This is a genomic window from Paenibacillus sp. JJ-100, assembly GCF_948329825.1.
Classification (GTDB): domain Bacteria; phylum Bacillota; class Bacilli; order Paenibacillales; family Paenibacillaceae; genus Paenibacillus.
The window spans coordinates 151,848-178,328 of sequence record NZ_CAOJCM010000005.1 but is presented as its reverse complement, the minus strand read 5'-3'; the positions used below and the strand labels follow the sequence as shown (position 1 = coordinate 178,328).

General features: G+C 48.7%; 19 protein-coding genes. 13 read left to right on the top strand and 6 right to left on the bottom strand.

Going from position 1 to position 26,481, the window contains the following annotated elements:
* Complete coding sequence (locus PQG66_RS18990; protein ID WP_272039376.1) at positions 1–1,218, top strand: ABC transporter permease; 1,218 nt, start codon at positions 1–3, stop codon at positions 1,216–1,218.
* Positions 1,219–1,373: 155 nt separating this feature from the next.
* Here PQG66_RS18990 and PQG66_RS18985 read toward each other — a convergent pair whose 3' ends face one another.
* From PQG66_RS18985 to PQG66_RS18975, 3 genes are all read right to left on the bottom strand, one after another.
* Positions 1,374–1,505, bottom strand: coding sequence for a YjcZ family sporulation protein (locus tag PQG66_RS18985; protein ID WP_272039374.1), 132 nt, complete (start codon positions 1,503–1,505; stop codon positions 1,374–1,376).
* Between the two features lie 294 nt (positions 1,506–1,799).
* On the bottom strand, positions 1,800–3,098 hold the full coding sequence (locus PQG66_RS18980; protein ID WP_272039373.1) for an aminotransferase class I/II-fold pyridoxal phosphate-dependent enzyme: 1,299 nt from the start codon (positions 3,096–3,098) through the stop codon (positions 1,800–1,802).
* 167 nt (positions 3,099–3,265) lie between these two features.
* Positions 3,266–3,883 carry a pyridoxamine 5'-phosphate oxidase family protein gene (locus PQG66_RS18975; protein WP_272039372.1) on the bottom strand — a complete coding sequence of 206 codons (618 nt, stop codon included), beginning with the start codon at positions 3,881–3,883 and terminating at the stop codon, positions 3,266–3,268.
* Between the two features lie 196 nt (positions 3,884–4,079).
* On the opposite strand from PQG66_RS18975, the gene pdxR reads away from it, so the two are divergent.
* Positions 4,080–5,543, top strand: a complete 1,464-nt coding sequence (gene pdxR, locus PQG66_RS18970) for a MocR-like pyridoxine biosynthesis transcription factor PdxR (protein WP_272039371.1) — start codon at positions 4,080–4,082, stop codon at positions 5,541–5,543.
* A gap of 60 nt (positions 5,544–5,603) precedes the next feature.
* Positions 5,604–6,389 (top strand): helix-turn-helix domain-containing protein, encoded by a 786-nt coding sequence (locus tag PQG66_RS18965; protein WP_272039370.1) that lies wholly within the window; start codon positions 5,604–5,606, stop codon positions 6,387–6,389.
* A 408-nt stretch (positions 6,390–6,797) separates the two neighbouring features.
* Here the strand turns inward: PQG66_RS18965 and asd are convergent, their stop codons facing one another.
* Positions 6,798–7,589 (bottom strand): archaetidylserine decarboxylase, encoded by a 792-nt coding sequence (asd, locus tag PQG66_RS18960; RefSeq protein WP_272039367.1) that lies wholly within the window; start codon positions 7,587–7,589, stop codon positions 6,798–6,800.
* Positions 7,590–7,673: 84 nt separating this feature from the next.
* Positions 7,674–8,804: a YheC/YheD family endospore coat-associated protein gene (locus PQG66_RS18955; RefSeq protein WP_272039366.1), complete on the bottom strand. Its 1,131-nt coding sequence runs from the start codon at positions 8,802–8,804 to the stop codon at positions 7,674–7,676.
* A gap of 352 nt (positions 8,805–9,156) precedes the next feature.
* Between PQG66_RS18955 and PQG66_RS18950 the strand changes: the two genes are divergently transcribed.
* Positions 9,157–14,220 carry a WIAG-tail domain gene (locus tag PQG66_RS18950; RefSeq protein WP_272039365.1) on the top strand — a complete coding sequence of 1,688 codons (5,064 nt, stop codon included), beginning with the start codon at positions 9,157–9,159 and terminating at the stop codon, positions 14,218–14,220.
* Positions 14,221–14,430: 210 nt separating this feature from the next.
* Here PQG66_RS18950 and PQG66_RS18945 read toward each other — a convergent pair whose 3' ends face one another.
* Positions 14,431–15,993 (bottom strand): M4 family metallopeptidase, encoded by a 1,563-nt coding sequence (locus PQG66_RS18945; protein ID WP_272039364.1) that lies wholly within the window; start codon positions 15,991–15,993, stop codon positions 14,431–14,433.
* Between the two features lie 571 nt (positions 15,994–16,564).
* Between PQG66_RS18945 and PQG66_RS18940 the strand changes: the two genes are divergently transcribed.
* From PQG66_RS18940 to PQG66_RS18900, 9 genes are all read left to right on the top strand, one after another.
* Positions 16,565–17,515 carry a glycosyltransferase family 2 protein gene (locus tag PQG66_RS18940; protein ID WP_272039363.1) on the top strand — a complete coding sequence of 317 codons (951 nt, stop codon included), beginning with the start codon at positions 16,565–16,567 and terminating at the stop codon, positions 17,513–17,515.
* A gap of 82 nt (positions 17,516–17,597) precedes the next feature.
* Positions 17,598–18,716, top strand: a complete 1,119-nt coding sequence (locus PQG66_RS18935; protein WP_272039362.1) for a glycosyltransferase family A protein — start codon at positions 17,598–17,600, stop codon at positions 18,714–18,716.
* Positions 18,713–19,486, top strand: a complete 774-nt coding sequence (locus tag PQG66_RS18930; protein ID WP_272039361.1) for a glycosyltransferase family 2 protein — start codon at positions 18,713–18,715, stop codon at positions 19,484–19,486. The genes PQG66_RS18935 and PQG66_RS18930 overlap by 4 nt, the downstream gene beginning before the upstream one ends.
* Positions 19,483–20,214, top strand: coding sequence for a sugar phosphate nucleotidyltransferase (locus tag PQG66_RS18925; RefSeq protein ID WP_272039360.1), 732 nt, complete (start codon positions 19,483–19,485; stop codon positions 20,212–20,214). The genes PQG66_RS18930 and PQG66_RS18925 overlap by 4 nt, the downstream gene beginning before the upstream one ends.
* 136 nt (positions 20,215–20,350) lie before the next feature.
* Positions 20,351–21,880, top strand: a complete 1,530-nt coding sequence (locus PQG66_RS18920; protein WP_272039359.1) for a GT-D fold domain-containing protein — start codon at positions 20,351–20,353, stop codon at positions 21,878–21,880.
* 62 nt (positions 21,881–21,942) lie between these two features.
* Positions 21,943–23,598, top strand: a complete 1,656-nt coding sequence (locus PQG66_RS18915) for a glycosyltransferase family 2 protein (protein WP_272039358.1) — start codon at positions 21,943–21,945, stop codon at positions 23,596–23,598.
* 614 nt (positions 23,599–24,212) lie between these two features.
* The gene (locus tag PQG66_RS18910) at positions 24,213–24,377 is read left to right on the top strand and encodes a hypothetical protein (protein ID WP_272039357.1); all 165 of its coding nucleotides are present in this window, start codon (positions 24,213–24,215) and stop codon (positions 24,375–24,377) included.
* Between the two features lie 235 nt (positions 24,378–24,612).
* Entirely contained in the window at positions 24,613–24,888 is a 276-nt protein-coding gene (locus PQG66_RS18905) for a glutaredoxin family protein (protein ID WP_272039356.1), read from the top strand.
* A 222-nt stretch (positions 24,889–25,110) separates the two neighbouring features.
* Positions 25,111–26,454, top strand: a complete 1,344-nt coding sequence (locus PQG66_RS18900) for an LLM class flavin-dependent oxidoreductase (RefSeq protein WP_272039355.1) — start codon at positions 25,111–25,113, stop codon at positions 26,452–26,454.
* The last annotated feature ends 27 nt before the right edge of the window (positions 26,455–26,481 follow it).

Sequence of the window (26,481 nt, the reverse complement as noted above, 5' to 3'; positions counted from 1 at the left end):
ATGGATCTCAAGCTGTTATGGAAGCAACGTCGGACAGGTTTCTGGAATGGAATTCTTCCTTATCTGGGCTATGTCATCCAGAGTGGTGTAGCGATGGTCTTTTTGTTTCTGATCATTGCTTTCTCTGCTTGGTATACATCGTTTGTACAGAACATTCCTGTGGGATTTCCGATTCGCTGGATTGCTCTGATGCTGCTGGCACCCCTTGTTCTGCTAAGTAGTTACCGTACATATCTGCTTCCGGCAGATATTGTCTTCCTGCGGCCGCAGGAGTACCGGATGCAGGACTATTTGAAGAACAGCTTTGTTCGAGGCGTTATTTATAAAATGCTGGGGCTGCTGCTCGTTTTTCTTACGTTGTGGCCGCTATATGTAAGGGCAGATGCAGAGGCCAAGCCGTTAGGCTGGTCGATTCTGTTTCTCGCAGTATGGAAAGTGCTATCCAGTTATGGGGCTTGGCAAGAGCTAAGGATGGTTCAGGCAGGAGCCTACAAAGGGTATCGGGTACTTCGCTGGGCACTGGCGATTCTGGCTGTTGCGGCTTGGCTATGGCAGCCTCCATTACGTAGTCTGTGGTTCCTGTTGCTGCTAGCTGCCGTCTATATCGTTGCACTGCGTGTACCGGTTAAACATCGGATCGCCTGGGAACGTCTCATTCAGGTGGAGCAGACACAGGCGGGTAGAGTGATGAGGACACTCGGCTGGTTCGTAGAGGTGCCTTCGTCTGGACAGAAAGTAAGCACTCGACGCTGGCTCAGCAAATGGGGAAATGGCCTTCCGTGGAACGCAGGGCAAGCCTATCGATACCTCATGACCAAAACGTTTATTCGAACAGAAGTATTCACTATTGTACTACGTCTGATCGTTCTGGGTATGCTGTTGTCCTGGTGGACGGCAGGTAGTTACTTCGGGGTTGGGGTATTTCTGTTCTTCCTGCTACTTACAGGTGTACAGCTTGGGGTGCTGCGCCGTAGCCACGGTGAATCCTTCTGGATTATGATCTACCCGATCTCAGGAGAAGGCCGGCGCTCACAGGTGCTCGGTTTCATTTTCCAGCTTCATATCATAGCTCTATTCCTCATGTGGCTGCCGATGCTTGCTGCAGGAATAGAAGGACTTGGTGTAACAGGTAGTGCACTCATACTCGGTGTGCTGGTAGTTGTGTTGATGCGCCGCTCTCAGGGCAGCAAATGGTTGAAAGAAGAAGAGGATGAGTAGAGCAGAATGTCATGCATCATATATGATCTGTCCTTCATTGTGCTTCATTGTATATCAAAAGAAGGGTATTTCCAGGTATAGCCCGGAAATACCCTTCTTTTTGGGTTTACGTTATGTGAACTCATGATGTCAGGGGTGTAACCATAGACGGCTTATTAGTAGAGGAACGATTTTGTGATGATTACGAGCAAGATGAACAGTACCAGAATGGCACCAATGTTTGTGAATCCTCCAACGCCGCCGTATCCGTATCCGTATCCGCCTCTTGTATCTTCAACTTGGGACATGGGTCATACCCCTTTCGAGTGATGGTTTGGCACGCCCTTGCGTACATCGTATATTATGTGCTTTGGGGTTAGGCTGATTGGGCCTCAGCCCGTTCATCCGTGTTTTGGGCTTCTGTCCGGGAAAAGATATAGATGTCACGGCGAAAACCATAAGATGTACATGACACTTTTCCTTAAAAAAAAGTTGTAATGTAGGCAAGACAGAGTGGAAAAATCCTTTGGAGCTGAGACTGCTTTCGCAGTAGGCTCCAAAGGGTTCTGTTCATCAAAACGTCTAGTATAGACGGTAATCATTTAGTTGTTTTGCAGATCCTGCACGCCCTGGTAGACCGTATCAAACAATTCTTCCAGATTGTTTTCTTCAATGCAGGAGAAGGCGATCCGAAGATCAGACTCACCCAGTGCGATCGTACCTACGCCATATTGATGCAGCAGATGGCTACGGAGTTCTTCGGCACCTACGTGTTTCAACTTCAGACACATAAAGTAACCGGAGTTGAACGGATAGTAATCCCATACTTCTCCATATTTACCGCTGTCAAGAATTGCTTTAACTTTGTTAGCGCGGCCTTTCATAATCTCGAACTTCTCTTGCTTCTGAGCTTCAAACTCAGGTGCCTTCAGCGCATCCAGAACAAACGTCTGTGAAGGATGTGGTCCGCTAGAGATGGTTGCACGAATGATGCCGAGCGCTTTTTGTTCCAATGCACGAAGTACGTCAGCATCCTCATGGGCGAATGTAATGAAACCAACTCGGAAGCCCCACACAAACTCTTCTTTCGTTGCTCCATCAATCTTCACCGTTAATACACGCGGATGAATGTTGGCCAGCTTACCGAACAGAGACTCATGAATGGAATCTTCAAAGAACAGACCAAAATAGGCATCATCCGTAACGGCAACTACATTTACACCAGCTTCCGCGGCTTGACGAATGGCATCTACGATGGCATCTGCTTCAGCAGCACCTGGCGTGTAACCGGTCGGATTGTTCGGGAAGTTGAGCAGTACAATAGCTTTACCCTTGTCCTTCTGTGCAAGCAAAGCTTCAAGCAGTCCGTCACTATTAAAGTTCATCTGCTCATCGAACAATGGATAATGAATCAACTGGCCATGACGGCGAATTCCGAAAGTCAGCTCGTAATTTTCCCAGTTTTTATCCGGATATATAACAGCGTCGCCTTCATCAGTGAACAGATCAGCTACGATACTTAGTCCATGTGTTAATGCATTCGTTACAATCGGGTTCCCGAATGATTTACCTTCAAGTGAAGGGGTTTCCTTCAACATTTTGTCTCTCCATACAGTCCGCAATTCGGGTTTACCAGCAGGCGGAGCATAAGGATACAGATCTTTTGGCTGGAATGCAGATAACTTCTCTTGAATTACAGGAAGATGCATCGGTACACCACCCTCTAGGGCGATACCAATCGTTGCATTATAGGTCTTGGCTAGGCTTGCTGCTTCCGCAGATTGACTTAAAATACCTTCTTTAGGAAAATAAATTTCTTTGCCGAGTTGTGACAGCATGGAGTAAACGTGACTGCTGCCGCTCTGAATACTTTCGTTCAACTGTTCAGCCAGTGTATTCATACTTTTCATCCTTCCAAGTCAATGTGATTCAACTGCCTAACATTATATCACCTTGACATAGCCGCGTCACGTAAATAACGCAATATGACAGTTATATTACTTCACCGCGTTGTTGTGAAAGTGAGAATATGGGATTGGAACAAATTCTCTAACTCCGTTTTCACAGCTTACTGCTGATGGAACGGGCAATATTTTCGCATCATATCAACGGTCTCATGATCTCGGCCTTCGTTTCGTTTGTGCAATTCACTACGGATATGATCAAATCGTTCGGGTTGTAAATTTTGTCCGAATTTAAACTTGGCACTGATTCGCTCTGGTACAATCCGCACGACAGCAACGGCTTTGAGCTGGCCCCTGTAACGGTTATCTGCTGCATCAATGGGTACATAACCACCTTGTGGCTGAAGTTTCTCCATGAAACGCTGTAACACTTTACCCTTTAGATCCAGCTCCTCTACAGGCTCTGCCTGACCAGAAGCCATTACGCTTTTGAAGAAGGAGGTTGCCGGACAAGCCAGTTCGGGATCACTGAAAAAGGAAGGAATCAGCGAAAACTCCTCTGCCACGGTAAAGCTGACGGACGAATGCTTTTTGATCTGTTTCATCTTTTCCCCAGCAAGACTGCCATGAAAGTAAAAACATCCATCCATATATATAAAATTCAGCGGAGTTACTCTCGGTTCCCCGTCTGGACTGACCGTTCCCAGATACCCGAAGGAACTTTGATCTAGAAATGTGATGATTTCCTGTTCCTCTTCTATTGAAAATTCTTTGCGTCTCATGTGTTTTCCCCCATTATTTAAGATTAGAAATGTTAGCGCATTGTATAGCGAAGTCGTTTATCATGGAAATAACTATAGAACGTATATTGACAGTAAAATAGATCCAATTTACATTCATTTTTATAGGCCAATTGTGATGAACGGTTGAACAATGGGCACATGTGATTGCATAAGACAGGAAAAGGAGGAGAGTTACTTGGAATTATGGCTACCGCTTGACTCGTATGAGCTTCAACATCGTTATAAATATCTGGCGTTATATCATGCACTGCGGGATGCAATTCATGCGGGCACACTGGAAGCAGGAGCACGACTGCCGTCTACACGTGTATTAGCAACACAGTACGACATGTCTCGGGGTTCGGTAGCCCAGGTATACGATATGCTGATGGCTGATGGGTATGTCCATGCTTATACGGGAAAAGGAACTTATGTTACGGAATCCCTGTCCTCACAGCATCACGTTCAAACCGAAGCGGTATTATCTTTATCTTCATGGGGTGAGCGGCTGCTTTCTCTAGGGGCAGAACAGGAGCGCTCCCGCTCCCGTGAAGAGGTTCAACCGGCCCATGAATCCGTCATTAATTTTCGGATGCAGCGTTTGCTCACAGAACACTTTCCTGCAGCCGAGTGGAAAAGCGCGCTGGCTGCGGTTCATCGCAGCGGCTGGCGGGAGCCAGAGGGTGCAGCAGGTGATCCAGAGCTGCGGGAAGCTATTGCTGCACATCTCCGCTGGACACGCGGCATTCAGGCGGAGGCTTCTCAAATCGTGCTATTCAGTGGATCAATCCAGGGCATTACCTTGTTGTGCCAGTTGCTGATTACTGAGGGCAGTCCGGTTGTGCTGGAGAGTCCAGGTTATCAAGGCATCGTGCATGCAGTCAGATCCTGTGGCGGTCAGGTGATTCCAGCTGAAGTGGATGAGGAGGGCATTATTCCGCAGGAGTGGAAGGCCAAAACGTTATTTGTTACACCGACGCGCCAGTTTCCGACAGGAGCTGTGCTCGGGTTGGAACGAAGACGGGCGTTGCTGTCCTGGGCGTCCAAACAAAATGCCGTTATTGTTGAAGATGATTACGATAGTGAGTTTCGCTGGGGAGGACGACCGATCGAACCGCTCAAGGTACTTGACCGTGAGCAACGTGTAATATATATCGGTTCTTTCTCTCAAACGATGCCGGCTTCGTTCCGATTAGGTTATGCAGTATTGCCTCGAAGTCTTGTGGAGCCTCTGCTTGCGGCCAAGGCATTGTATGAACCAGTCTCACCAGCGCTGTTGGAACAGCGTGCATTAGCCAGGTTCATGACAAGAGGGGGATATATGCGACATTTGCGGAGACTAACCCGATTGTATGGGGAACGGCATGATTTTTTTATGGAAGAGATGAGACGTTGTCTGCCGCAAGCGTTCACGATGCAACCTGGAGATTCGGGTCTCACAATCTATGCCGTCTGGAACGGAGATCAGGCAAGTTATGAACGATTCACCCAACATGCTCATGATCAGGGGGTGTTGTTCCGGGATGTAGAGCAGTATCGATTGATGCCTGGACATGCTGCCATTTGTTTCGGGTTTGCTCATCTGGAACAAGCAGTGATCCGAGAAGGCATACAGCGAATGCGAACTGCGTGGGAAAAGTGTGCATTTTCGTTTCGGTAGATTCCACTGTATAATGGGATAAGCGTGTATAGAGATTAATTGTCAAGGGGGAATGGCGATATGCTGCATGCATCGCCGTCATCATTTATAATTTTGCCTGCTGTCGCCAAGATCGTCTGTGAACCAGGCTGGAGATGGCAGAAACGGGAAAAACCAATGCAAAATTATGATTTATTTTATGTGTGGAGTGGTGAAGGGACCGTTATTTTGAATGATCAGCCTTACGAGGTAGGTAAAGGAAGCTGTTTCCTGTTCCGTCCCGGGGATCATACAAGTGCAACGCATAATAGGCAGAAACCACTTGTGCTGACGTATATTCACTTTGATGTGGACGGGCCCGTCGTTGACGTGCCTCAGTCTTATCGTGAACTCCAAGAAACGGTGGAATTCGAGCATTTGCTAGCACGGTACGTTCGGCTATTTTTATCGGATGTGTACGGACGTGATGAGGAGAGTAAGCTGATTCTGAAGCAGTTGATGATTCATTTATTACGCGCGGATACGGAAGAGCCCGTTGAGAAAAAGGTGAGCAACCAGTTATCCGATGTCATTCAGGAGGTTGCGAATTATGTTCGTCAACATCCCGGAATTACCCATCGTGTAGAAGATCTGGCAGCACGGGCCGGTCTGTCACCACGTTACTTTTCTATCAAGTTCAAAGAACTGATTGGATCATCTGTACAGTCTCATATTATTCGTATGCGCATCGAGCGGGCAGAACATCTCTTGGTATATACCGGAATGAATGTGACAGAGGTTGCAGATGCATTAGGATATCGGGACATCTTTTTCTTCAGTCGTCAGTTCAAGCAGTACACGGGTAAAAGTCCATCAGAGATTCGTTAAAAACACATTCAAACCCATATCACATCGTTTCATTGCTGGATTGCCCGGGTAAGTAACTAGCATTCCAGATGACCTTAGAAGGGGGAACATGTGATGATCAGAAGAAAACGTCGGGTCCGTAGCCGCAGAAATTCCATGAAGGGATACAGTATTTATCGGAATCGTATGCGCCGACTGAGACCGGTGGAAGAACCTCAGGATGTATGGTTTTAACGAGCTATTGACATGCCAATAAGGCGAAGTAAACATTCGCGATGTCCGTATACATGAAGTTATAGTTAGCGCAGTATTTCATGAACGAACGTTAGTTTTGCAGTCATATCCTTAATAAGGCATGAATAAAGAGGATGGCGTTACACCTGATTAAGGTGCAGCGCCATCCTCTTTGTCTGCGTATACCAACAATGGTTAATGTTTGGGTTTCAGACGACCAAGCAGAGTCCCCATTTTAACCGAATCTCCTGGCTGTAGGTCTGGTGCCGGTTCGAAGGTGTCTGTTTGCATAAGAAGTACAACGGTAGAGCCGAACTCGAAGTAGGCGAGGTCATCTCCTTGTGCCCAGGAACTCGTATCGGTATCTGCATATTGAATACTACTAACATTCATTGCACCAACTTTGACGAGAGCCACCTCACCATAATCATGCTCAATATAGGTAATAAGCCGTTCATTACGGCTGAGCACCGACTTCATATGAGTTAGCCCAAAGTCATTAACAGGATAAACTTTGCCTTTGACGTGCTCACTCTCGATTTTGCGTCCAGTCACAGGTGCATGAATGCGGTGATAGTCGCGAGGGCTAAGATAGAGCACAAATCCGTAACCGTGCTTATACTTCTCGAGATGAGGAGAATGGTTTAATAATTCAGCAAGTGTATAATTTTGCCCCTTCACATTCAGGAGTGTTCCTGCTGATACCGGACCGGCAGCCGTAATTTTGGCGTCGACGGGACTAATCAGGGCGTGTTCTGAAAGGTCAAGCGGGCGCATCCCCGGTTTTAGTTTGCGGGTGAAGAAATCATTCAGCGAACGATATTCCTTCCAATCTTTCTCGGCTTCCTGTACAGGGATGTTGTAGGTCCGAACAAAATATGGGATAAATGCTTTGCTACCCCGGCTTTTGGAGAAAGCTCCCACGGTCCGGGAGATCCATTTGCGCGAGGAAAGCTCGGTCATTAATCGCAACAGCGTTTTTGCCATGAATATCCCCCTTAGGGTTAATACAAACTTCAAGGTCGCCAAAGCGGCCATTCTGCATAATATTGACACAAATCCCGAATGAAATCAATATAATCCACGATCATAGGTCTGTGGCTGCCTTGGAATGAGGGAATTTTGATCCAAGAGCAGACGTCCGTAAGCAATCGGTTTGTTATACGTTAACAGCCAATGATCCTTCATGCCAGCCTTGAGGAAGCCATACCGTTGATCCCGTCCGTTGCACTCGATAAAAAACACCTGACCGCTGCGCGTTATACCCAGATCAAGCCCGAGATCGGCAAGATGAGGCAGGCTGGCTGCCAGCGTTCGGGCAATGCGAAGTGCAACCATCCCAATGCGGGATTCGAGCTGAAAGAGCTCCATACTTGGTGCAGTCAGACCCAAAGCTTCTGCAACGGTCATGACCTTACCGCCCTGTGCGATGTTCGTCACAAATGTATGGGCTGGTGCTGCTTTGGCAAACATGCCCGTTACACTCCATAACCCGTCTTCTCCACGCTGCACGGACACTCTCAGATCAATAGGCCTGCCTTCATATCGAATCAGCGGAATACGCTCTTCAATCAGATACGCATGATGGAATATTCGCCGAAGTATAGCCGTGGGTAATTGTCCCCGGTTCAAGCGGAAAGTTGCCCAACCTTTGCGTGACGCCCTAGTTTCACAGGTCAGTTTCCAATGTCTGTTTTGCTGGAACAGCCGCATGATCCCATGACCGACGCTGCCGTTGCACGGTTTAATGATGAGATCCTTATAATGTTCCATCATGTAAATAAGCGTTTCAGGCGTTGCTTTAACGGCTTGAGGGAGGTGATCTTTTAAAAAAGGATCATGCCGCAGCATTTCATGTACATAATCTTTGCGATAGCGATTACGCACGTTATATATCTGGATGCCTTGTAGCAGCAAGCGAGTAATCTGCCGCTGCTCTGCACCGCGAAGCTGGAGGGAGCGGTTATGGATCACAGAAGGAAGTGGCATACGTTCACGGACGTATCTACCTTCTTTTTTCACATAAGCCAGGCATGTCTTATGATCCAAGTCGATATCCTCCAGCCTTAAAAAGCAAGGCGTTAATCCGTAACAGGCTGCGGCCTGCTCATAATTGGCGAGTGATTCCTGACCAGTCCTTCCGGCCGGTATCCCCCGGTACATGCGTGAATCGAACATAATACCGATCGTTTCTGGGAACATGACCGTTCCTCCTTTGTTGTTATCGCGCGACCATGAATCTATATTCCAGCACGCCGGCCCATCAATGCATGGCTCTAACATCGCGATAACGCAGACCGGTGTGCAGACGTATCCCTATCCATTCGTTGATACTCAGACACTATATCCTATGAAATGAGCGGAAATGGGGCGTGGACAGCTGCCTTGTTTCTAAGCTTTGTACAGCCTAATTAGACCAGAAGAGGTGTAACAGTTGCGTGAATTTAGAATGAATCGGATCAATGATGTGTAAAAGTAGGGCCAAGAAAGTGGCAGATGCCCAGTTCAAAGCATATGATGCCGGAGATGAACGTTAGGGGAAGGAGCTGGCCTCATGAGTAAAAAAGGCAGAAAAAAGATTGTTGCGCCTAAATTGCCTCATATTAGTCCGAAATTTAGGGAACTGGATCTGATGGAGCGGCGAATGGAATATGCCAAGCCAGAAAAAACAGTGAAGCAGGAGGAGGTTCTGAATTCCACTCCAACTACTCCTAAAGCAATTGAGGCTGATCCAACCGGGATAACAGAACAGACTCCATCCAATTTTCTGGTTAGTCAACCCGAAGAAGTGATGGAAGTACAAGACGTTGGATTGGAGCAGCAAGTGACCTCATCGCCTGTAGAAGAAAAAATCGTGGAAGATAACAAGGTGGAAAAAGAGCTTCAGATTAGAAGTGTTGTCCAACTTCCACTGACAGAACAACATCATGAAAGCAAGTTAACGGGCAATCAGCGGCTTGAACGCCTGAATCAAAACCAGATGCCGGGCCATGAGGGACAATACATTTATACGGATGATCTCAGTGAGTTCGCAGTTACGGAAAGTAAGATAGCTCCCTTCTCGGTGGACGCATCCAAGCTGAAATCAGGTGCTGTAGGAAGTGAAGCTCTTCAGGATTATGCGGTAACGAGTATTCATATTGCGGATGGAGCTATTGTATCGGCAAAACTGGCTGAGGCCTCCATTGCAGAAGAGCATCTGATTGATGGGGCAGTATCAGGTCACAAAATCAGGAATGCCTCCATCGCCGGAGACAAAATTCGGGATGGCAGCATTACTTCACAGAAGCTGGCAAATCAGGTGATAGATGCAGCTAAAATTGCGGATGGTTCCATTGGCACAAGACATCTGAGTCGTCTGCTCGTGACAGAAGAATTAATTCAGAATCAGGCCGTTACTGGAGAAAAAATAGCAATTAGCGGGATCGAGACGCGTCATTTATCAGGAGGTGCAGTCCATACCTCAAAACTGGCAGACGATGCAGTTACCAGCGCTAAAATTCGGGATGGAGCAGTGACAAGCAGCAAGATTGAAGAGCAATCCATCGATTCAAGCCATATTCAAGCTGGTTCGGTCAAACAGTCTCATCTGGCCGAAGGGTCCGTCGGACGTCATCAGTTGCTAGCGAGCAGCATCGGCAGTGAACAGATCGAAGATGGTTCGATTCATACACGGCATATTGCGGAGCACACTTTGAATGGAAGACATTTGGTGGATGGGTCCATTGGATCTGCGCAGATTCGAGCTGCTGCTGTTGGTCGTGAACAGATCGGTAATGCCGAAATCGGTAGTGAGCATCTGGTGGATGGAGCCGTTATCAGCAGTAAGCTGGCAGATCAATCCATAGGAACAGCCAAATTGCTGGAGCAGTCAGTGACGGCTTCCAAGTTGGCAGACCAGAGTGTAGTTGCTTCCAAACTTGCAGATGAAGCTGTTCAGGGAAAACATCTGGTCAAGGGTTCAATTCGCGGAGAACATATTGCTAATCGGGGGATCACACCGGTTCATATCGATAATGGTGCCATTCATTCTATACATCTCGCAAGCGGCAGTATTGAAGCTTCGCATCTATCTGAGGCGAGTGTCTCTTCAGATGCACTGGCATCCGGTGTTGTGCAAGAATCGCATCTGGCAGAATCTTCGGTGGGATCATTCCAATTGCAGGATGAGGCCGTCTCAACGACCAAGCTTGCAGGGGAGAGTGTAACAACTGAAAAAATCGCGCCAGGTGCGGTGACAAGCAAAGCACTTTCTTCAGGCACGGTTAATTCATCTCATTTAGCACCTGGAGCTGTTACGACATCTCATTTAGCACCCGGCAGTGTTGGTTCTGAAGCACTTCGGCCGTACGCGGTGAAAACCGAACATCTGACGGAGCATGCCGTAGGCGCCCCTCATTTGCAACCGGGAAGTGTCCAGACCGACTCTATATCACGTGCAGCGATTACCACGGACAAAATAGCTCCAGGCAGTATTACTTCGCCCTTACTCGCCGGTGGTGCCATTTTTCCGCCACACCTTACAGATCACGCTGTGACATCACCCAAACTGTCGCCGGAAAGTGTCTCCACAGATAAGCTGGCTGATCTGTCAGTTACCTCAGCCAAACTGGCTGATGGTAGCATCACTTCCGCCAAAATTATGGCCGAAAGCATCGTTGCCAAACATATCCCTGCTGAGACGATTCGTGGATACCATCTGAAGCAGCATACCATCGCATTGGAACATCTGTCTGATGAGATTCGCACGCCAGAATTGTTTGCCAATGGCAGCATCCCTGGCAGCAAGCTGCGCCAAGGAGCTGTTACGACAGAACATCTGGCCGCCGATTCGGTATCTGGAGAGAAGTTGCAGTACGGAACAGTAGGCAGCGAGCATCTACAGCGAGCTGCTGTGGACTCCATGCATCTGGCTGAAGGGAGTGTAAAGGCAGACCATCTGGCAGCTCAGGCTGTGAATAGTAATCATCTGAGAGAAGATGTGATTCGCAATGAGCACATAACCGAACAGGCGATTCATTCCCGTCACCTGATGGCTGGATCAGTGCAAACGGAACATCTGGCGCCTCTCTGTGTGACGGAAGCACACTTGCAGCCGGGACTGATCAGCGGACTGCATCTGCAATTAGAGTCACTGGGCGCCGCACATCTCCAGCAAGGTGCAGTTCAATCCCGTCATATCCAGGATGGCGCTGTATTTTCCCACCATATTCAGGAGCGGAGCATTGGAACGGAACATCTGGAAGAAGAGTCTGTTCGATCCGTCATTTTACAAGATGGTGCAGTCACGGCGTCTAAGCTGGCGGATGGCAGTGTGGATGGAAGCAAGCTGACGGAACGTGCGGTAACCAGCATTCATCTGTCGGAAGAGAGTGTGCAGTCTATTCACATTGCAGAGGGTGCTATCCATGCGGATCACATTGGAGATGGTAGTATCACAGCAAGCCATCTGAGTGATGAAACGGTAAGCACCGTTCATCTGCAAGAAGGTGCAGTCACAGCATCTAAGCTGGCGGATGACAGTGTGAATGGTAGCAAGTTGATGGAACGTGCGGTAACCAGCATTCATCTGTCCGAAGAGAGTGTACAGTCTGTTCATATTGCAGAAGGTGCCATTCATGCGGATCACATTGGAGATGGTAGTATCACAGCAAGCCATCTGAGTGATGAAACGGTAAGCACCGTTCATCTGCAAGAAGGTGCAGTGACGGCGTCTAAGCTGGCGGATGGCAGTGTGGATGGTAGTAAGCTGACGGAAGGAACGATATCGTCGGTACACCTGGCTGATCGTGCGATTGACGGTAGCAAGCTGACGGAGCGTGCGGTCTCCAGCATGCACTTGTCCGAAGAGAGTGTGCAGTCTGTTCATATTGCAGAAGGTGCCATCCATGCGGATCACATTGGAGATGGCAGCATCACGGGGAGCCATCTGAGTGATGAAACGGTAAGCACCGCTCACCTGCAAGAAGGTGCAGTCACAGCATCTAAGCTGGCGGATGGTAGTGTGAATGGCAGCAAGCTGACGGAACGTGCGGTAACCAGCATTCATCTGTCCGAAGAGAGTGTGCAGTCTATTCACATTGCAGAAGGTGCCATTCATGCGGATCACATTGGAGATGGTAGTATCACAGCAAGCCATCTGAGTGATGAAACGGTAAGCACCGTTCATCTGCAAGAAGGTGCAGTGACGGCGTCTAAGCTGGCGGATGGCAGTGTGGATGGTAGTAAGCTGACGGAAGGAACGATATCGTCGGTACACCTGGCTGATCGTGCGATTGACGGTAGCAAGCTGACGGAGCGTGCGGTCTCCAGCATGCACTTGTCCGAAGAGAGTGTGCAGTCTGTTCATATTGCAGAAGGTGCCATCCATGCGGATCACATTGGAGATGGCAGCATCACGGGGAGCCATCTGAGTGATGAAACGGTAAGCACCGCTCACCTGCAAGAAGGTGCAGTCACAGCATCTAAGCTGGCGGATGGTAGTGTGAATGGCAGCAAGCTGACGGAACGTGCGGTAACCAGCATTCATCTGTCCGAAGAGAGTGTGCAGTCTATTCACATTGCAGAGGGTGCTATCCATGCGGATCACATCGGAGATGGCAGCATCACGGCAAGCCATCTAAATGATGAAACGGTAAGCACCGCTCATCTGCAAGATGGTGCAGTGACGGCGTCTAAGCTGGCGGATGGCAGTGTGGATGGAAGTAAGCTGACGGAAGGAACGATATCGTCGGTACATCTGGCTGATCGTGCGATTGACGGCAGCAAGCTGAGCGAACAAAGTATTACCTCCAGTCACTTGAATGAAGGTATTGTGGGCACGGCTCATTTAAGTGAAGAGATCTGGAATGCCATTCGTCAGGTTAGTGCAGAGACACTGGAACAACTTGCTGAGTTCAAAAGGCAAGAAGCGATGCAGGAAGTGCAGCAATTTATGCATTCTGTAGGTCTGCAAAATGAAGGTCTGTTTGCTTGGGGAGATGATGCAGAGAACTCTTCGGAAAATATGCTTAATGACTTCGAAGCTGGAAACCTGGATCTTCAAAAGCTTCTCGGGCTGCCGAATGACGTTGAAGCAGAGGAAGTACTACCTGAGGGCGAGTCAGCTACAGCATTGACGGAATCGGAAGATCTGCTGGATGAAGTAAATGCATTAACGTCTGATGCGGAGATCCCTGAGCTGACTAACCATGATGCGTCTCAATTCTCTAACGATGAGACGTCGAACCATTTTACACTTGAGCCTCAATCCGTGACGCAAGAGCATTTGTGTGAAGGCTCCGTAGGCAGCGAGCAGTTGCAATCAGGTGCTATTCAAGCCAAACATCTGGCATTCCAGCCTGTGCGTAGTGTAAGTAAACAACCGACTGTACAGCAGTTTGGTATGGAAGCTTTTATTTTTCCAGAGCAGGAGACATGTACCGAGGTGACGATTGTTTTTGAAGAGTCGTTTAACTCAGAGCACTACGTGATTGTAGCGATGAGCAACGACCGTGGATTCCAGGTATCCTTGCTGTCCCAGAGCGAAGATGAAGCGGTGCTGGAAGTCACGCGAACAGATGATTGCAAGCATACGTATGGTTTATTATCCTGGATTGCAGCAGGACCATCTGCGTAAGATCCTTGTACGATAACCCGACAACCTGACAATATAACAGAAGCGGTGTCCAGAGTATGTCCTGGGCACCGCTTCTGCTTGGTAAGCCTGACCGTTCGGACATGAGGGGTGTCGGAACGATGCTTTTTTTTATAAAAAAGATATATAAAAAGAAATGAGTTCATGTTTGATGTGTACGATGGACTAGCCAATGATACATGAAGTTAACGATTATAGTCCTACAGCTTGATAAGCCTTGGTGATGGCAGTAGCCTCGGCAGAATTGGCACCGTACAGATCTTTGGCTGCTTGAATCGTAGCTGTTTTGGCTGCTGCAAATTTAGACGTTGGCGTCAGGTAATTCACCAGTGTGCTGTAGAAAATACGTACTGCTTTATCCCGGCCGATGCCGCTAACCGTTACACCGTTATGTGTACCCCCTTGAGCTGCAAGGTAAAAAGCTTTGTTGATAATGCCACTGTTGATGTGCACACCGCCGTTATCCTGAGTGCCTGTGTAACGATCACTGTATTTGTCAGGTTGGTTATACAGGGTAGGATTAGACAAGGAGCGTAGTGCATCCCCTGCAATGTTAGGCGTATAGATGCCATCACCAAGCAGCCAGTTTTTGCTCTCAATGGTATTGCCCATAATGTCGGCAAAAGCTTCGTTGAGGGCTCCCGATTCATTGCGATATTCCAGATTCGCAGTATACTCAATGACTCCATGGGTCAATTCATGACCGACAACATCGAGATCGCCAGAGAAGATACCAAACTGTGAGCCATCCCCGTCACCAAATACAATCTGCGCTCCGTTCCAGAAGGCGTTGTTATAGTTGGAGCCGTAATGTACTGTAGATCGAATCAAAAGTCCGTTCCCGTCGAGACTGTTGCGATTAAACTTGCTTTTATAAAAATCATAAGTGGCAGCAGCATAAGCATGTGCATCTACAGCTGCACGATCCGTCCAGACGTTATCAGAATCGGTAAGCAGCGTGCCTGGAAGAGAGGAGCGATTACTTGCTGTATAGGTTTGGATACCTTTACCGCGAGTGGTGTCATTCAGCTGGTAGGTGTTGCCGGATTGAGTGGTGGTCAGCGTTTTGGTGTCGCCAAACACCCCCGTCCCTGTTCCTGTGGCAAAGTTAATGATATCAAACTGGGACACGATACTTCCGTCGATGGCATTGATAAAATACTTGGTTCGCAGCGGAGCGGGTTCGAGCACATTAACTTCAGTGATGTAAACCAAATAGGTCTGGCCATCTTCTTCATGATGATAAATATTTAGTTCGGCTTTGGGCTCAAGCTCCGGTGCACCCAACTCACCGATGCGGGATGTCGCTTCGTCCGAGGCAATTCGAATGGCATCTTCTGCGCCGATGGTAGGGACACCGTCATTCGGAATAGCTTGTTCTTCAACGGGAGGAAGCTCGCCAAGAGCGGAAGTCACAGCTCCAGTCTTGTCCAGATGTAGGGTCTGTTCAGCACCGTAGACCGGAATGCCTTTGATGTACTGTTTCAAACGGAAGTGTCTTATGCCGGACGTATCTGTGTTACGTTTAATAATTTTGAGTTGGCCTCTGACATCGGCGTCCAGGAACTGTTCCTGTTGGCCGAGGTAATGATAGATCGTTTCGTCTGGGTTATTGTTCAACAATATACTCTCTTCGGAGCCATAAGGGGTCTCAAACGGAATGGATGAGTCAGATGGTGCAGCAGCAGCAGAGGATACGGAAGCGAGCAGAAGAGCTCCTCCAAGAATCGTTGGCATAATTTTGGCGAATTTCATTGTTAACTCTCCTATTCTTAGATTATTTAGTTGAAAAAAGAATATCATGCCGATCTCGGCTTGGTTTCCGTCTGCATCGGGCAAGGCGGAGTGTGGGGTAGTAGTGGAAGTGTGGTTCAGAAGCAGGGCTTGTCCTCCCATTAACAAGATGGATCAAGGAATTTCAGGAACGGCATCACTCCTTTTAAAGTCAGGTCCAGTTGGTAATGACAGGTGAGAAGATCCAATAGTTTAACTCACCGAAGATTAAATAATAGGTAATATGAGTACGTATGTTCTTTGTATTACTAAAAATGTAAATCGTTCGGCTTGAATCGTATCGTATCACAATGTAAAAGTTTGGAAAAGATGCAATTTTAAATATTTTTGAAAAATGTGTCTAAAGGCAGTCAATATACGCTATTTTGAATTTTTATGACGAATATTGTCGCATTAAATGCTTATTTACTTATGTCGTAACACAGAACCTGCTGGTGGTAAGGACATACGCCGTTTCCACTGCTCCACGAATACATAAAATAACGTGTACTCCCTTGACTTATTAAAGGATGGATTGCGGGAGGTGAAGTTGTTGCGAAAACAACGGAATAAAGCCCGTTTTGCAACAAAAACAAGTAAGAAACGCATCCGAGGCGTATCAGGGAAACGACAGATTCCTTCTCGACGAAAAAAGGGAATAAAGACCTATTCTTTTGTTATACCTTCTCATCATTTATCTCGTTCGATGGATCTGATTACACCTTACAACCTGGTCGGAGAATCGGTTCCACAAGAAAGAGAAGTGATCCGGCCCCCAATACTATCGGTTATCATCCCAGCCATGAACGAGGAACGCACGATAGCCACCGTCGTCCGTGAAGCCGCCCGTATATGCCGAGATGCGGAAGTGCTGGTCATAGTGAACGGATCAACCGATGACACGGCGGGCGAAGCTGAACGAGCAGGGGCACGTGTACTTCTGTATCCCGAAGCCTTGGGGCATGATACAGGACGAAAAGTGGGAGCAGCTGCAGCCCGAGGGCAGATTCTGCTGTTTACGGATGCAGACATTCCGATTCCGGCCGAGCATCTCGCACCTTACGTGCAAGCTGTGCTAAACGGTGTCGATGTGGCATTGAACGATTATAACGGCCCAGTGACACGGAACCCTGTTCATCCGGTCGTCGAAGCGAAACATATCTTGAACATTCTGTTATCCAGATCTGATCTCGGCGGAGCTTCCATGACAGCTATTCCTCATGCTCTCAGCCGAAAAGCTCTTGAGGTCATCGATATATCTTCGCTGGAGATTCCGCCACTTGCTCATGCAAAAGCGGTACTTGGCGGACTTCGGGTGAAGGCTGTTCATCATGTGCCTGTCGGTAAATGGAATCCAGTTCGCTTGAAGAAACGAAGCAGTGCTGATCCGCTGAGTCAAGTGGTGCTGCAAGATCATCTAGAGGCGATCCGCTGGATTACGGACACACGAGGTCCCCGCGGTGGTTACCCTGATCTGCAACGAGTTCGGAGTCTGATCAGATAAGAAAGGTAAACAGCGAAGGGTAAACGACCTTGGACGTTCCTAGCGGACAGTGGTAGGGGACAACATGTTGGAGGTGACAGCCATGAAAAGACGATCAGGCGCTGGTATCCGTAGACCAACAGGTCCAAAACGAACAACAGCGAACAGATTGAGAGGCAGACGAAGGGCTGGAGAAAAAAGTGCACCGCGCCAGAAGCGTCTGGGGCAGATGCAACGGAAAACCCAGAAAGTCATGCCGGATTTACATCCATATTGGAGGGCAGGACGGCTGGCTGGAAGCCAGTTCAGAGCTGATACGGATCTACCGGATAAACATGCCTCTGATGCGTGGTGCGCACATGCGGCTAACCTGCCGGGATTGGAAAATTTCGAGACTATGTTACTAGCAGGCAAAGCATTTATGCAGGGTTATACACGCTCCTCAGGCCAATCGCCAGAGATTGTCCCCTTGCTCCTCCATCGTACTGCGGCCGCTGTCGTCTCTGCTTGCAATGAGGAGAGCACGCTTGGGCATGTATTGGGACAGCTAAAACGTTTACCGCTCTGTGATATTGTGGTCGTATTAAACGGCACGACAGATAACAGTTTAGAACGGGTGCTACAACATTCCGGCATCACGTTGGTGTATGAACCGGACCGGGCCGGACATGATGTGGGGCGTGCACTTGGAGCCAAGATGACAGATGCAGAGATCGTGCTGTTCGTGGATGGAGACATGATTGTGCCCGCTGAACAGCTGGCACCGTTCCTGTTTGCCATTGACCGGGGTGATGATGTTGCATTAAACGACCTGACCTCCCTGCTTCCGCCGTTTGCCAAGCAGGATGAAGTCAGCCGAATCAAAGCTTATTTGAATCGTACGTTAGGCCGGAAAGATCTGGCTTCGAATTCGATGACCGCTGTTCCCCATGCCCTATCCAGGCGCATGATTGAGACCGTGAAGCCATCGTCGTTGGCTGTCCCGCCTAAAGCACAGATGCTCGCAATTCAAAAAGGATTGCAGGTATCTGCTCCATACCAAGTGGATGTCATTCGTTCCAACCGGATTCGTCCTGGTAACACGGGTCACGGAAATGATGTCGCCAGACTCATTCTTGGTGACCATCTGGAAGCGCTAGCCGCTTGTCTGGAAATGAATAAACATGTAGGGCGCCGACGTCCATCCCGTACAGAGGTAGCTTACAGGAGGAACGCCAGATGACCTTGACCAGCATAGTTATACCTACGTATAACGGGCTTTCCTTGTTGAAGCCTTGTGTGGAGGCCATCCGAACATATACAGCAGAATCTACACCATTCGAGATTATTGTGGTGGATAACGGTTCGACAGATGGGACAGCCGAATATTGTGCTATGGAACGATTACGGTTTGTTCGTTTACCGGAGAATCGAGGGTTCCCTGCTGCTTGTAATGCAGGTCTCCGGGCTGCGTGCGGGGATGAACTGCTGCTGCTGAACAACGATGTTACCGTTACGTCACACTGGCTGGAGAATATGAAGGCAGCACTCTACACAGATGAGAAGGTAGGAATAATCGGTCCGGTTACAAACTATGCCAGTGGCATTCAGCAGGTGGATATCTCATTTCGAGATATCGAACATTTTCAACAATTGGCCGCTGCTAATAATGTTACAGATGCGTCAAGATGGAAGGAAGTACGCCGAATTGTCGGGCTATGTATGCTAATGAGACGAAGTGTGCTGGAATCCGTGGGATGGTTCGATGAAGCCTATTCTCCAGGACATTATGAGGATGACGACTACTGTTACCGTGCGAGGCTTCAGGGCTTTCGTTTGCTGATATGTAATGATGTGCTTGTGCATCATCAGGGCAGTGCTAGTTTTCAAAAGACAGATCCGTTGGAATGGAAACAGTTATTGGAACGTAACCGTTCTATTTTTATAAATAAGTGGCATGTCGATCCGCTTGAATATATGGACATATCCGATGAAGGAGGGAACAAGGAATGAAAGGTGTAATTCTTGCTGGTGGAACAGGGACCAGACTGTACCCTCTGACCCGGCTTATAAACAAACATCTGCTTCCCGTCGGTAAACATCCGATGATTATGTATGGCATCGACAGGCTTCGCCAGGCAGGGATCGAGGATATTCTGATTGTTATTAACAAACATTCCGCAGCGTTGTATACGGAGTATCTCGGAGGCGGGGCAGATCATGGGGTAAGACTGACGTATCGTATTCAGGAAAAGGCAGGCGGCATTGCTGAAGCGCTTGATCTGGCATCATCGTTTATTCTTCCCGGTGAAAAATTCGTAGTTTTGCTCGGAGATAATCTGTTCAGTGATGATTTGAAGCCGTACGTAGACCGATATATGCAGCAACCTGCGGGTACAGCACGTGTGCTGCTTAAAGGTGTGGATGATGCCCGCCGTTACGGAGTACCTGTCTTTGATGAGAAGCATCCGGAACGTATCGCCTATATTGAGGAAAAGCCAAGCCATCCTAAGACCTCTTACTGCGTAACCGGCATATACATGTATGATGACCATGTGTTTAATTTGATTCACAACATCACACCGTCTGCACGTGGAGAGTTAGAGATTACGGATGTGAATAACCATTATGCAGCGAGTGGCGGACTGGAATATGATATTTTGCAAAAATACTGGAGTGATGCTGGAACATTTGAATCACTCGAGGAGGCAGCCGTACGAATGAAGGGTCAGCTGCCATAGCTGAAATATCACGATACAGCCGCTGTGCAGTGCCCGATTGGAAGCAGAATCTGTGCCGGAGCCTAATGAAATAAAGCTCCGGCATTTTGTGCAAGCGACAGCGGCCATCCTTTTCCATGCATAAGGGGGGAATGGTGTGAGAGGAACAGCAAGAGTCGGGGGCAGGAGAATGGGAGACAATACGGGCGGCCTGCTCAGAGTAAGTAAGGCAGGACGGGCTGGAGTTGTGTTGAATGTAGGCAGGACTGTTGCGGCTGGAAGAGTGAACAAGGCAGGCCGGGTGGGAAGTGAGATCAAGCCGAGAAAAGCAGGGAGAACAGTAAATGTAATCCATGCGGGCAGGGCCAGCAGGTCAGCAGGAGAGATAGGAATGAGGACAACAGGTGGTGCCAGCAGGTCCGCAGGTGAGATAGGAACGGGCAAAGTTGGTGGGATCAACAGGTCTGGAAGCGAGGCAAGACCGGGCAAAGGCGGCGGGGCCAATAGGTCTAGCAGCAAGGCAAGAGCGGGCAAAACCGGCAGAGCCAGCCGGGCAGCGCTGGCTGGCGCAGCACAGGGCCGCCTGCGCCCAGGCTCGGCCCGGCGCAGGCACGCCTCTGCGCAGGGCCGGCGCGCTGCGGCCCGCGCCAAGCAGCGCACGGCGATGCGCCGTGCGCCTAGGCCAGCACCGCAAGCCAGCTCGCCACAGGCGATGCCTGCCAGCGGTGCTGGCCCCGCCCCGCGCCAGACGACACACCCACAGGGTGTTGTCGTGCCCGCGGGGCGGGAAGGCGCTGCCGCGAGTGCGGGCAGCGCAAAAGGCATGCCGCTGCCGGCTGCGGAGCATGCTGTGCAGGCGGCAGGGCCCGGCGATTACGCCGCAGGGTACCGCGACGGCGTATTCGCCGGGGGCGAGGCGCTGGTGGCGCAGCACATCCCGCCGGATCACATTCTGCCCGCTGTCGCGGCGGCAGATTTGATCGCGGCGGGATTCCGCCAGTACGCGCCTAGCCTTACCCGGCTGACCAGCCCTCATGAGATGGCTGGTCACATCATGGCGGCGCTGGATGCACAGCGCCCCCTGTCTGTCGTTCGCCTCGGAGATGGCGAACTGCTTGCACTGGCAGCGGATACGGTGCTGCCAGCCGCAGAAGTGCAGGAGCTGGCACCGTTCCTGCCGTATGCAGGGGTGCCAAGTTCCACGCCGGAGATCCGCGCGATGCTGGCGGAAGCCATCCAAGCTGCGGACTGGGTGGGCGTGCCCACCTCACGTGCACCCACGTTTCAGGGACTGTTATTCCCCGTGCTACGCCATTTCGGGATCGACTGGTCCAGCCTGAAATTGACCAGTTCTACGATCAACTACAGTCTGCATCAGTCCCATCTGCTGCTACCGATCTTGCAAGGACGGCGCGTGCTGCTTATGGGTAGCCAGGCGACAGAGCTTGGAGCCTTGCTTCAGCAGCATGGGATACAGGTCACAGGCATCGTTCCCGTTGTATCGGGTATGGCAGATATTCCAAGAGTGATGCAGCAGACAGCGGGTCAACCCTTTGATATCGCATTAGTCGCGGCAGGCATTCCAGCGGTAGTACTATGCAGATGTATTGCTGGCGAACTGGGCAAAGTTGCTATTGACTTCGGACACTTGGCAGATAAATTAGTGACAGGAGAGCTTCAACTCTAGTGAATCGTCCGGGGCAGAATCAGCGAAACCTTGCCTTGGGAACGAGGTGGAATGGAGGAAGCATGTTGAAGAAATCGGAAACACAGCTTCAGAACGCAAGTAAAGGCAGTCTGGAACGTGTAAAACAAAGCCGTCAGCCTAGAAAAAAGGTATCCTCATCAGGCGGCCATCCTCATCGCGTAGGAACATCTGCTGAGGTGTTCGTTCATGCCGCCGGTGGTGGCTTGCGTAAAGGCTCACGGAAAGGAAAAAAAAGCAAACGTCTCCTCCGTAGCACAAAGCTATACAGGCAGGGGTATGATCGAGGGTACGAAGACGGTGTTCGTCAGGGACAAAATTCATTCGGGGTTATTTTTGAAGGGGTCAGCATTATCATTCCCACCTTCAATCAGCGTGATTATGTGCTGCAATGTGTGTCAAGCATTGAGAAACATACCCCGGCTCCTTATGAAATCATCGTGGTAGACAATGCGTCTCAGGATGGCACGGCAGAAGCACTGCTTCGCCAAGGCGGTATGGTCAGAGTGGCTGCACTGGAGAAGAACCGAGGATTCGCCGGAGGCGTGAATCATGGTCTGATGATGGCGAAAGGGCGGCATATCGTCGTATTGAACAACGATACTCTGGTTACCCCAGGCTGGCTGGATAATATGATGGAGTGTCTTCACAGTGATCCACAGATCGGCGTGGTAGGTCCAGTAACCAATTATATTGGCGGAGATCAGCAGATTGAGGTGCCTTATCGTGAAGTGAAAGAGATGTGGTCTTTCGCTGCTATCCAGAATCGTCCAGATCCAGAGAAACATCGATTGACAGACCGACTCGTCGGATTTTGCTGGCTGTTTTCCAGAGATTTGTTTGAGCGCGTAGGTTATCTGGATGAAGGTTACGCTGTTGGCAACTTTGAGGATGACGACTGGATTATCCGTGTACGTATGCAGGGATACAGGCTTGCTGTAGCAGGTGACGCGTTTATCCACCATTTTGGAAGTGTCAGCATGAAAGCGCTCGGGGAGCAGGACTTTCACTCGGTAAACAAAGACAATGAACAATTTTACAGTCAGAAGTGGGGAGATCCTCATGCGCTCATCGCCGAAACCTCTAGGCTGGCAAAGATTCAGCACTCAAACCATCAATCTCGATCTCAATCGAATTTAACCTCGTCGGTGGCCAAGGGAGATCTACGCCAGCATGTAGCGGTGTCCTCTGCCTCTTCTACCGAAAACAATCCTGCAGCATCACCGTTCAGACGAAGCAGTGATTTCTATCCCGAAGGTGCATTCCTCATTGATCTTCAAGATGATGTCTATATACTAAGGGGTGGTCAGCGTCGAAAGCTGAACATTCCCGTTCCACGCGGTATCTCTCCAGTACGGATAGCCAAACCGGATCTGCTGGGCATACCTGTGGGAGAAGCGCTTATGTCCACTGGAGACATCTATAATGGATCGCTTGAATCCGATCTTCCTTTGGCTGTAATCACTTCTGATCCTGACCAGTCAGCTATAGGTGCAAGCATAGTTGCGGCTACAGGCACCCCTGAAGTATGGTATCAGATCAGCGAGGGCAAACGCAGAAAGTTTGTGTCCAGTTACGTAGCCGAATGCTGGGGAGTACGTTCCAGACATGTGCATCCTATAACGACAGAACAGCTTCAGTCGGTACCGGAAGGATGGCCAATAATCGCTCCACCTCAGCTGTTGAATAAGGACTTGTAATGAGCACCGATCAGTACGATAAACATGCGGATGAGCAACACAGCAGGGAAGCCGTTTTAGCGCTTAACACAGCGCTAATCTGTTCATTCGCATGAAGTTTTTCATACATGGGCTGCGCAATCACTCGACGACATGAAAGTGATTCAGGAGATACCTGTGTTGTATGGATGCCTTTTTTCTCTGTTCACGGCGGTGCTCGCCCCAGCGATCTGCCGAGAGGCATATACATATTTTCAATGTTCATCTAGGCATATCTATCTTCATTTGTGGAAGAAAAGGAGTTGGACTGGGGGATTGTAGCTACCCTTGGTGAGAAAAATTGGAGGCGAAAAATGAAAAGAATACTTTGTATTACTTTATTTATTTTATTATTTCTTTCAGGGTGTAGTCATCGTGAAAAAATAGATATTAAATTACCATCGTATATGTTTAGCGAAAACTCCGAGCTGTATAGGGAATTAGAGGTGAGTTTGAAAGGGAGTTTGAATAAGAATAATGCTTATGAGGGGGCTTTATCGATTAATGATATGGTCTTCGAACACGTCACCTTCATGCATAGCTCATCACTAATTTCTTAGGAAGGTGCTAAGAGAACAGTGTTAGGAGATATATATTTGGATAACCAGGCTAATCAATTTGCAATTATGATTACAGAACCTGAACTATACATGAAATTAACGAATGAAAAATATAAGAATGAAGGTTTAGTTATAAGTTCTCCTGCATCAAATTTAGAAGAAGCAAAGAGGATTGAGGAGAAGTTAAAAGCATTGGAGTGAGTCTAATCTCACTCCTTTTTTTTAAATCAAAAATTATATTTCAAAATCAAAATATAATTTTTCTATTCTGTTATAGGATTGTTCTATTAGCAGATGTATTGACGCTGCGAGTGTGCAGGAGTAAATTTATAGCCATAATTCCTATTTAACAGATGGGAATTTAGGCATAGGTGATCTGGTTGTCCAGGTTGTCTAATCTTCTGGATCACACTTATGAAAATCTGGAGGTATGTCGATGTCATCATCCAAAAAAGTGGTGTTATGGAGTAAAACGGGTTGTCATTTCTGCGGGGAAGTCAAAGCGTTTCTAACCGAGCATAACCAGCCATTCGAGAACATTGAAGTGCAGGGAAACGATGTGCTACGAGATGTACTTGAAGTCAAATACGGCATCCGGCACGTACCTGTCATTGAAGTGGGCGCGAACGGAAAATATGAAGCTCTGCTGGAGCCTGATTTAGAAAAGCTGGTGGAACTTCTGGTGCGGCAGGATGAAGTGATTGTTGTCTGAATGGAAAAAGTTTAAGTCCCAGGAATGCAATATGCTTATAGAAAAAATCTATTAGAAGCACGGTTGACCGGTTCACGAGGCAGTGATAAGCTGTGTGAAATTAAAGCAAACCAAACGCATAGGAATAATCAATTTTATGGTTGTTTATACTCTATCATTGATTTAAATACGCTACATTTTGGTTCCATCAAATAACCTTAATTCAGGGAAGGCGGATTGCATATGACAGCAAAACGTAGTTTGAAGTTTGGAGCCATCATTCATGGCGTTGGGGGAAGCAACACAACTTGGAGACACCCGGAGGTTCTGGCCGATGCCAGCGTAAATTTTGGATTTTACAAACGTCAGGCGCTCAAGGCTGAAGAGGGTAAGTTTGATCTTGTATTTATTGCGGACGGTCTATATATTACCGAAAAATCCATTCCTCACTTTCTGAATCGCTTTGAGCCGATCAGCATTCTTTCCGCTCTTGCTGCGGTAACTTCACGCATTGGACTTGTAGGTACACTTTCCACATCCTACAGTGATCCATTTACAGTCGCCAGACAGTTTGGTTCTCTTGATCTGATCAGTGATGGCCGTGCAGGCTGGAATGTGGTGACATCCCCCTTGGAAGGTACCGCGAAAAATTATAGCAAGAGTCACCATCCAACACATCCGGAACGTTATCGAATTGCAAAGGAATATTTACAAGTGACCAAGGGATTGTGGGATTCCTGGGAAGACGATGCATTCGTAAGAGACAAGAAGAGCGGCGTGTTCTTCGATCCTTCCAAAATGCACACCCTGAACCATGAGGGGGAGTTCTTCTCTGTACAAGGGCCATTGAACATCGCTCGTTCACGGCAGGGACAGCCGGTTATTTTCCAGGCAGGTTCTTCAGACGATGGCAAAACGCTGGCGGCACAGGAAGCTGATGCGGTATTCACTGGACACGATAACATTGAAGATGCACAAGCATTTTATAAGGACGTGAAAACACGGGCCGCCTCCTATGGACGTTCAGCGCAAGATATTGTCATTTTGCCAGGCATTAACCCGATTGTGGGACAGACGGCAGAGGAAGCGGAACAGAAGTATCAGGAGATCGCGAGCCTTGTAACCATTGATAAAGCGTTGGACTATTTGGGACGTTTCTTCGAGCATCATGATTTCTCCCAATATCCGCTGGATGAACCGTTCCCTGAACTGGATGGCATAGGCAGCAACAGCTTCCGCAGTGGAACAGACAAGATTAAAAAAGATGCCAAAGAACAGGGGTTAACGCTGCGCGAAGTTGCTCTACGGGCTGCAACACCACGGAGTCAATTCCTGGGGACACCGGAGCAGGTTGCAGACAAGGTTCAGGAATGGTTTGAGGCAGAAGCAGCAGACGGATTCATCATTGCCTCGGAGTTGCCTAGCGGATTGTCCGACTTTGTCGAGTTGGTGGTGCCTATTCTACAGGAACGCGGCATCTATCGTACGGAATATGAGCATGATACACTGCGTGGCAATCTGGGTGTTCAGGTGCCTGTAAACCGTTATACAGCAGCGAGAACACAGGAACAGTCGAACGTCATCTAATCGAATGCAGCATATCATCTAAATCGA

Coding starts and splice junctions, on each gene's coding strand:
- PQG66_RS18950 (WP_272039365.1), top strand. CDS start 9,157: ATGAGTAAAAAAGGCAGAAAAAAGATTGTTGCGCCTAAATTGCCTCAT.
- PQG66_RS18990 (WP_272039376.1), top strand. CDS start 1: ATGGATCTCAAGCTGTTATGGAAGCAACGTCGGACAGGTTTCTGGAAT.
- PQG66_RS18935 (WP_272039362.1), top strand. CDS start 17,598: ATGAAAAGACGATCAGGCGCTGGTATCCGTAGACCAACAGGTCCAAAA.
- PQG66_RS18915 (WP_272039358.1), top strand. CDS start 21,943: ATGTTGAAGAAATCGGAAACACAGCTTCAGAACGCAAGTAAAGGCAGT.
- asd (WP_272039367.1), bottom strand. CDS start 7,589: ATGGCAAAAACGCTGTTGCGATTAATGACCGAGCTTTCCTCGCGCAAA.
- PQG66_RS18985 (WP_272039374.1), bottom strand. CDS start 1,505: ATGTCCCAAGTTGAAGATACAAGAGGCGGATACGGATACGGATACGGC.
- PQG66_RS18955 (WP_272039366.1), bottom strand. CDS start 8,804: ATGTTCCCAGAAACGATCGGTATTATGTTCGATTCACGCATGTACCGG.
- PQG66_RS18945 (WP_272039364.1), bottom strand. CDS start 15,993: ATGAAATTCGCCAAAATTATGCCAACGATTCTTGGAGGAGCTCTTCTG.
- PQG66_RS18980 (WP_272039373.1), bottom strand. CDS start 3,098: ATGAATACACTGGCTGAACAGTTGAACGAAAGTATTCAGAGCGGCAGC.
- PQG66_RS18900 (WP_272039355.1), top strand. CDS start 25,111: ATGACAGCAAAACGTAGTTTGAAGTTTGGAGCCATCATTCATGGCGTT.
- PQG66_RS18925 (WP_272039360.1), top strand. CDS start 19,483: ATGAAAGGTGTAATTCTTGCTGGTGGAACAGGGACCAGACTGTACCCT.
- PQG66_RS18975 (WP_272039372.1), bottom strand. CDS start 3,883: ATGAGACGCAAAGAATTTTCAATAGAAGAGGAACAGGAAATCATCACA.
- PQG66_RS18905 (WP_272039356.1), top strand. CDS start 24,613: ATGTCATCATCCAAAAAAGTGGTGTTATGGAGTAAAACGGGTTGTCAT.
- PQG66_RS18965 (WP_272039370.1), top strand. CDS start 5,604: ATGCTGCATGCATCGCCGTCATCATTTATAATTTTGCCTGCTGTCGCC.
- PQG66_RS18930 (WP_272039361.1), top strand. CDS start 18,713: ATGACCTTGACCAGCATAGTTATACCTACGTATAACGGGCTTTCCTTG.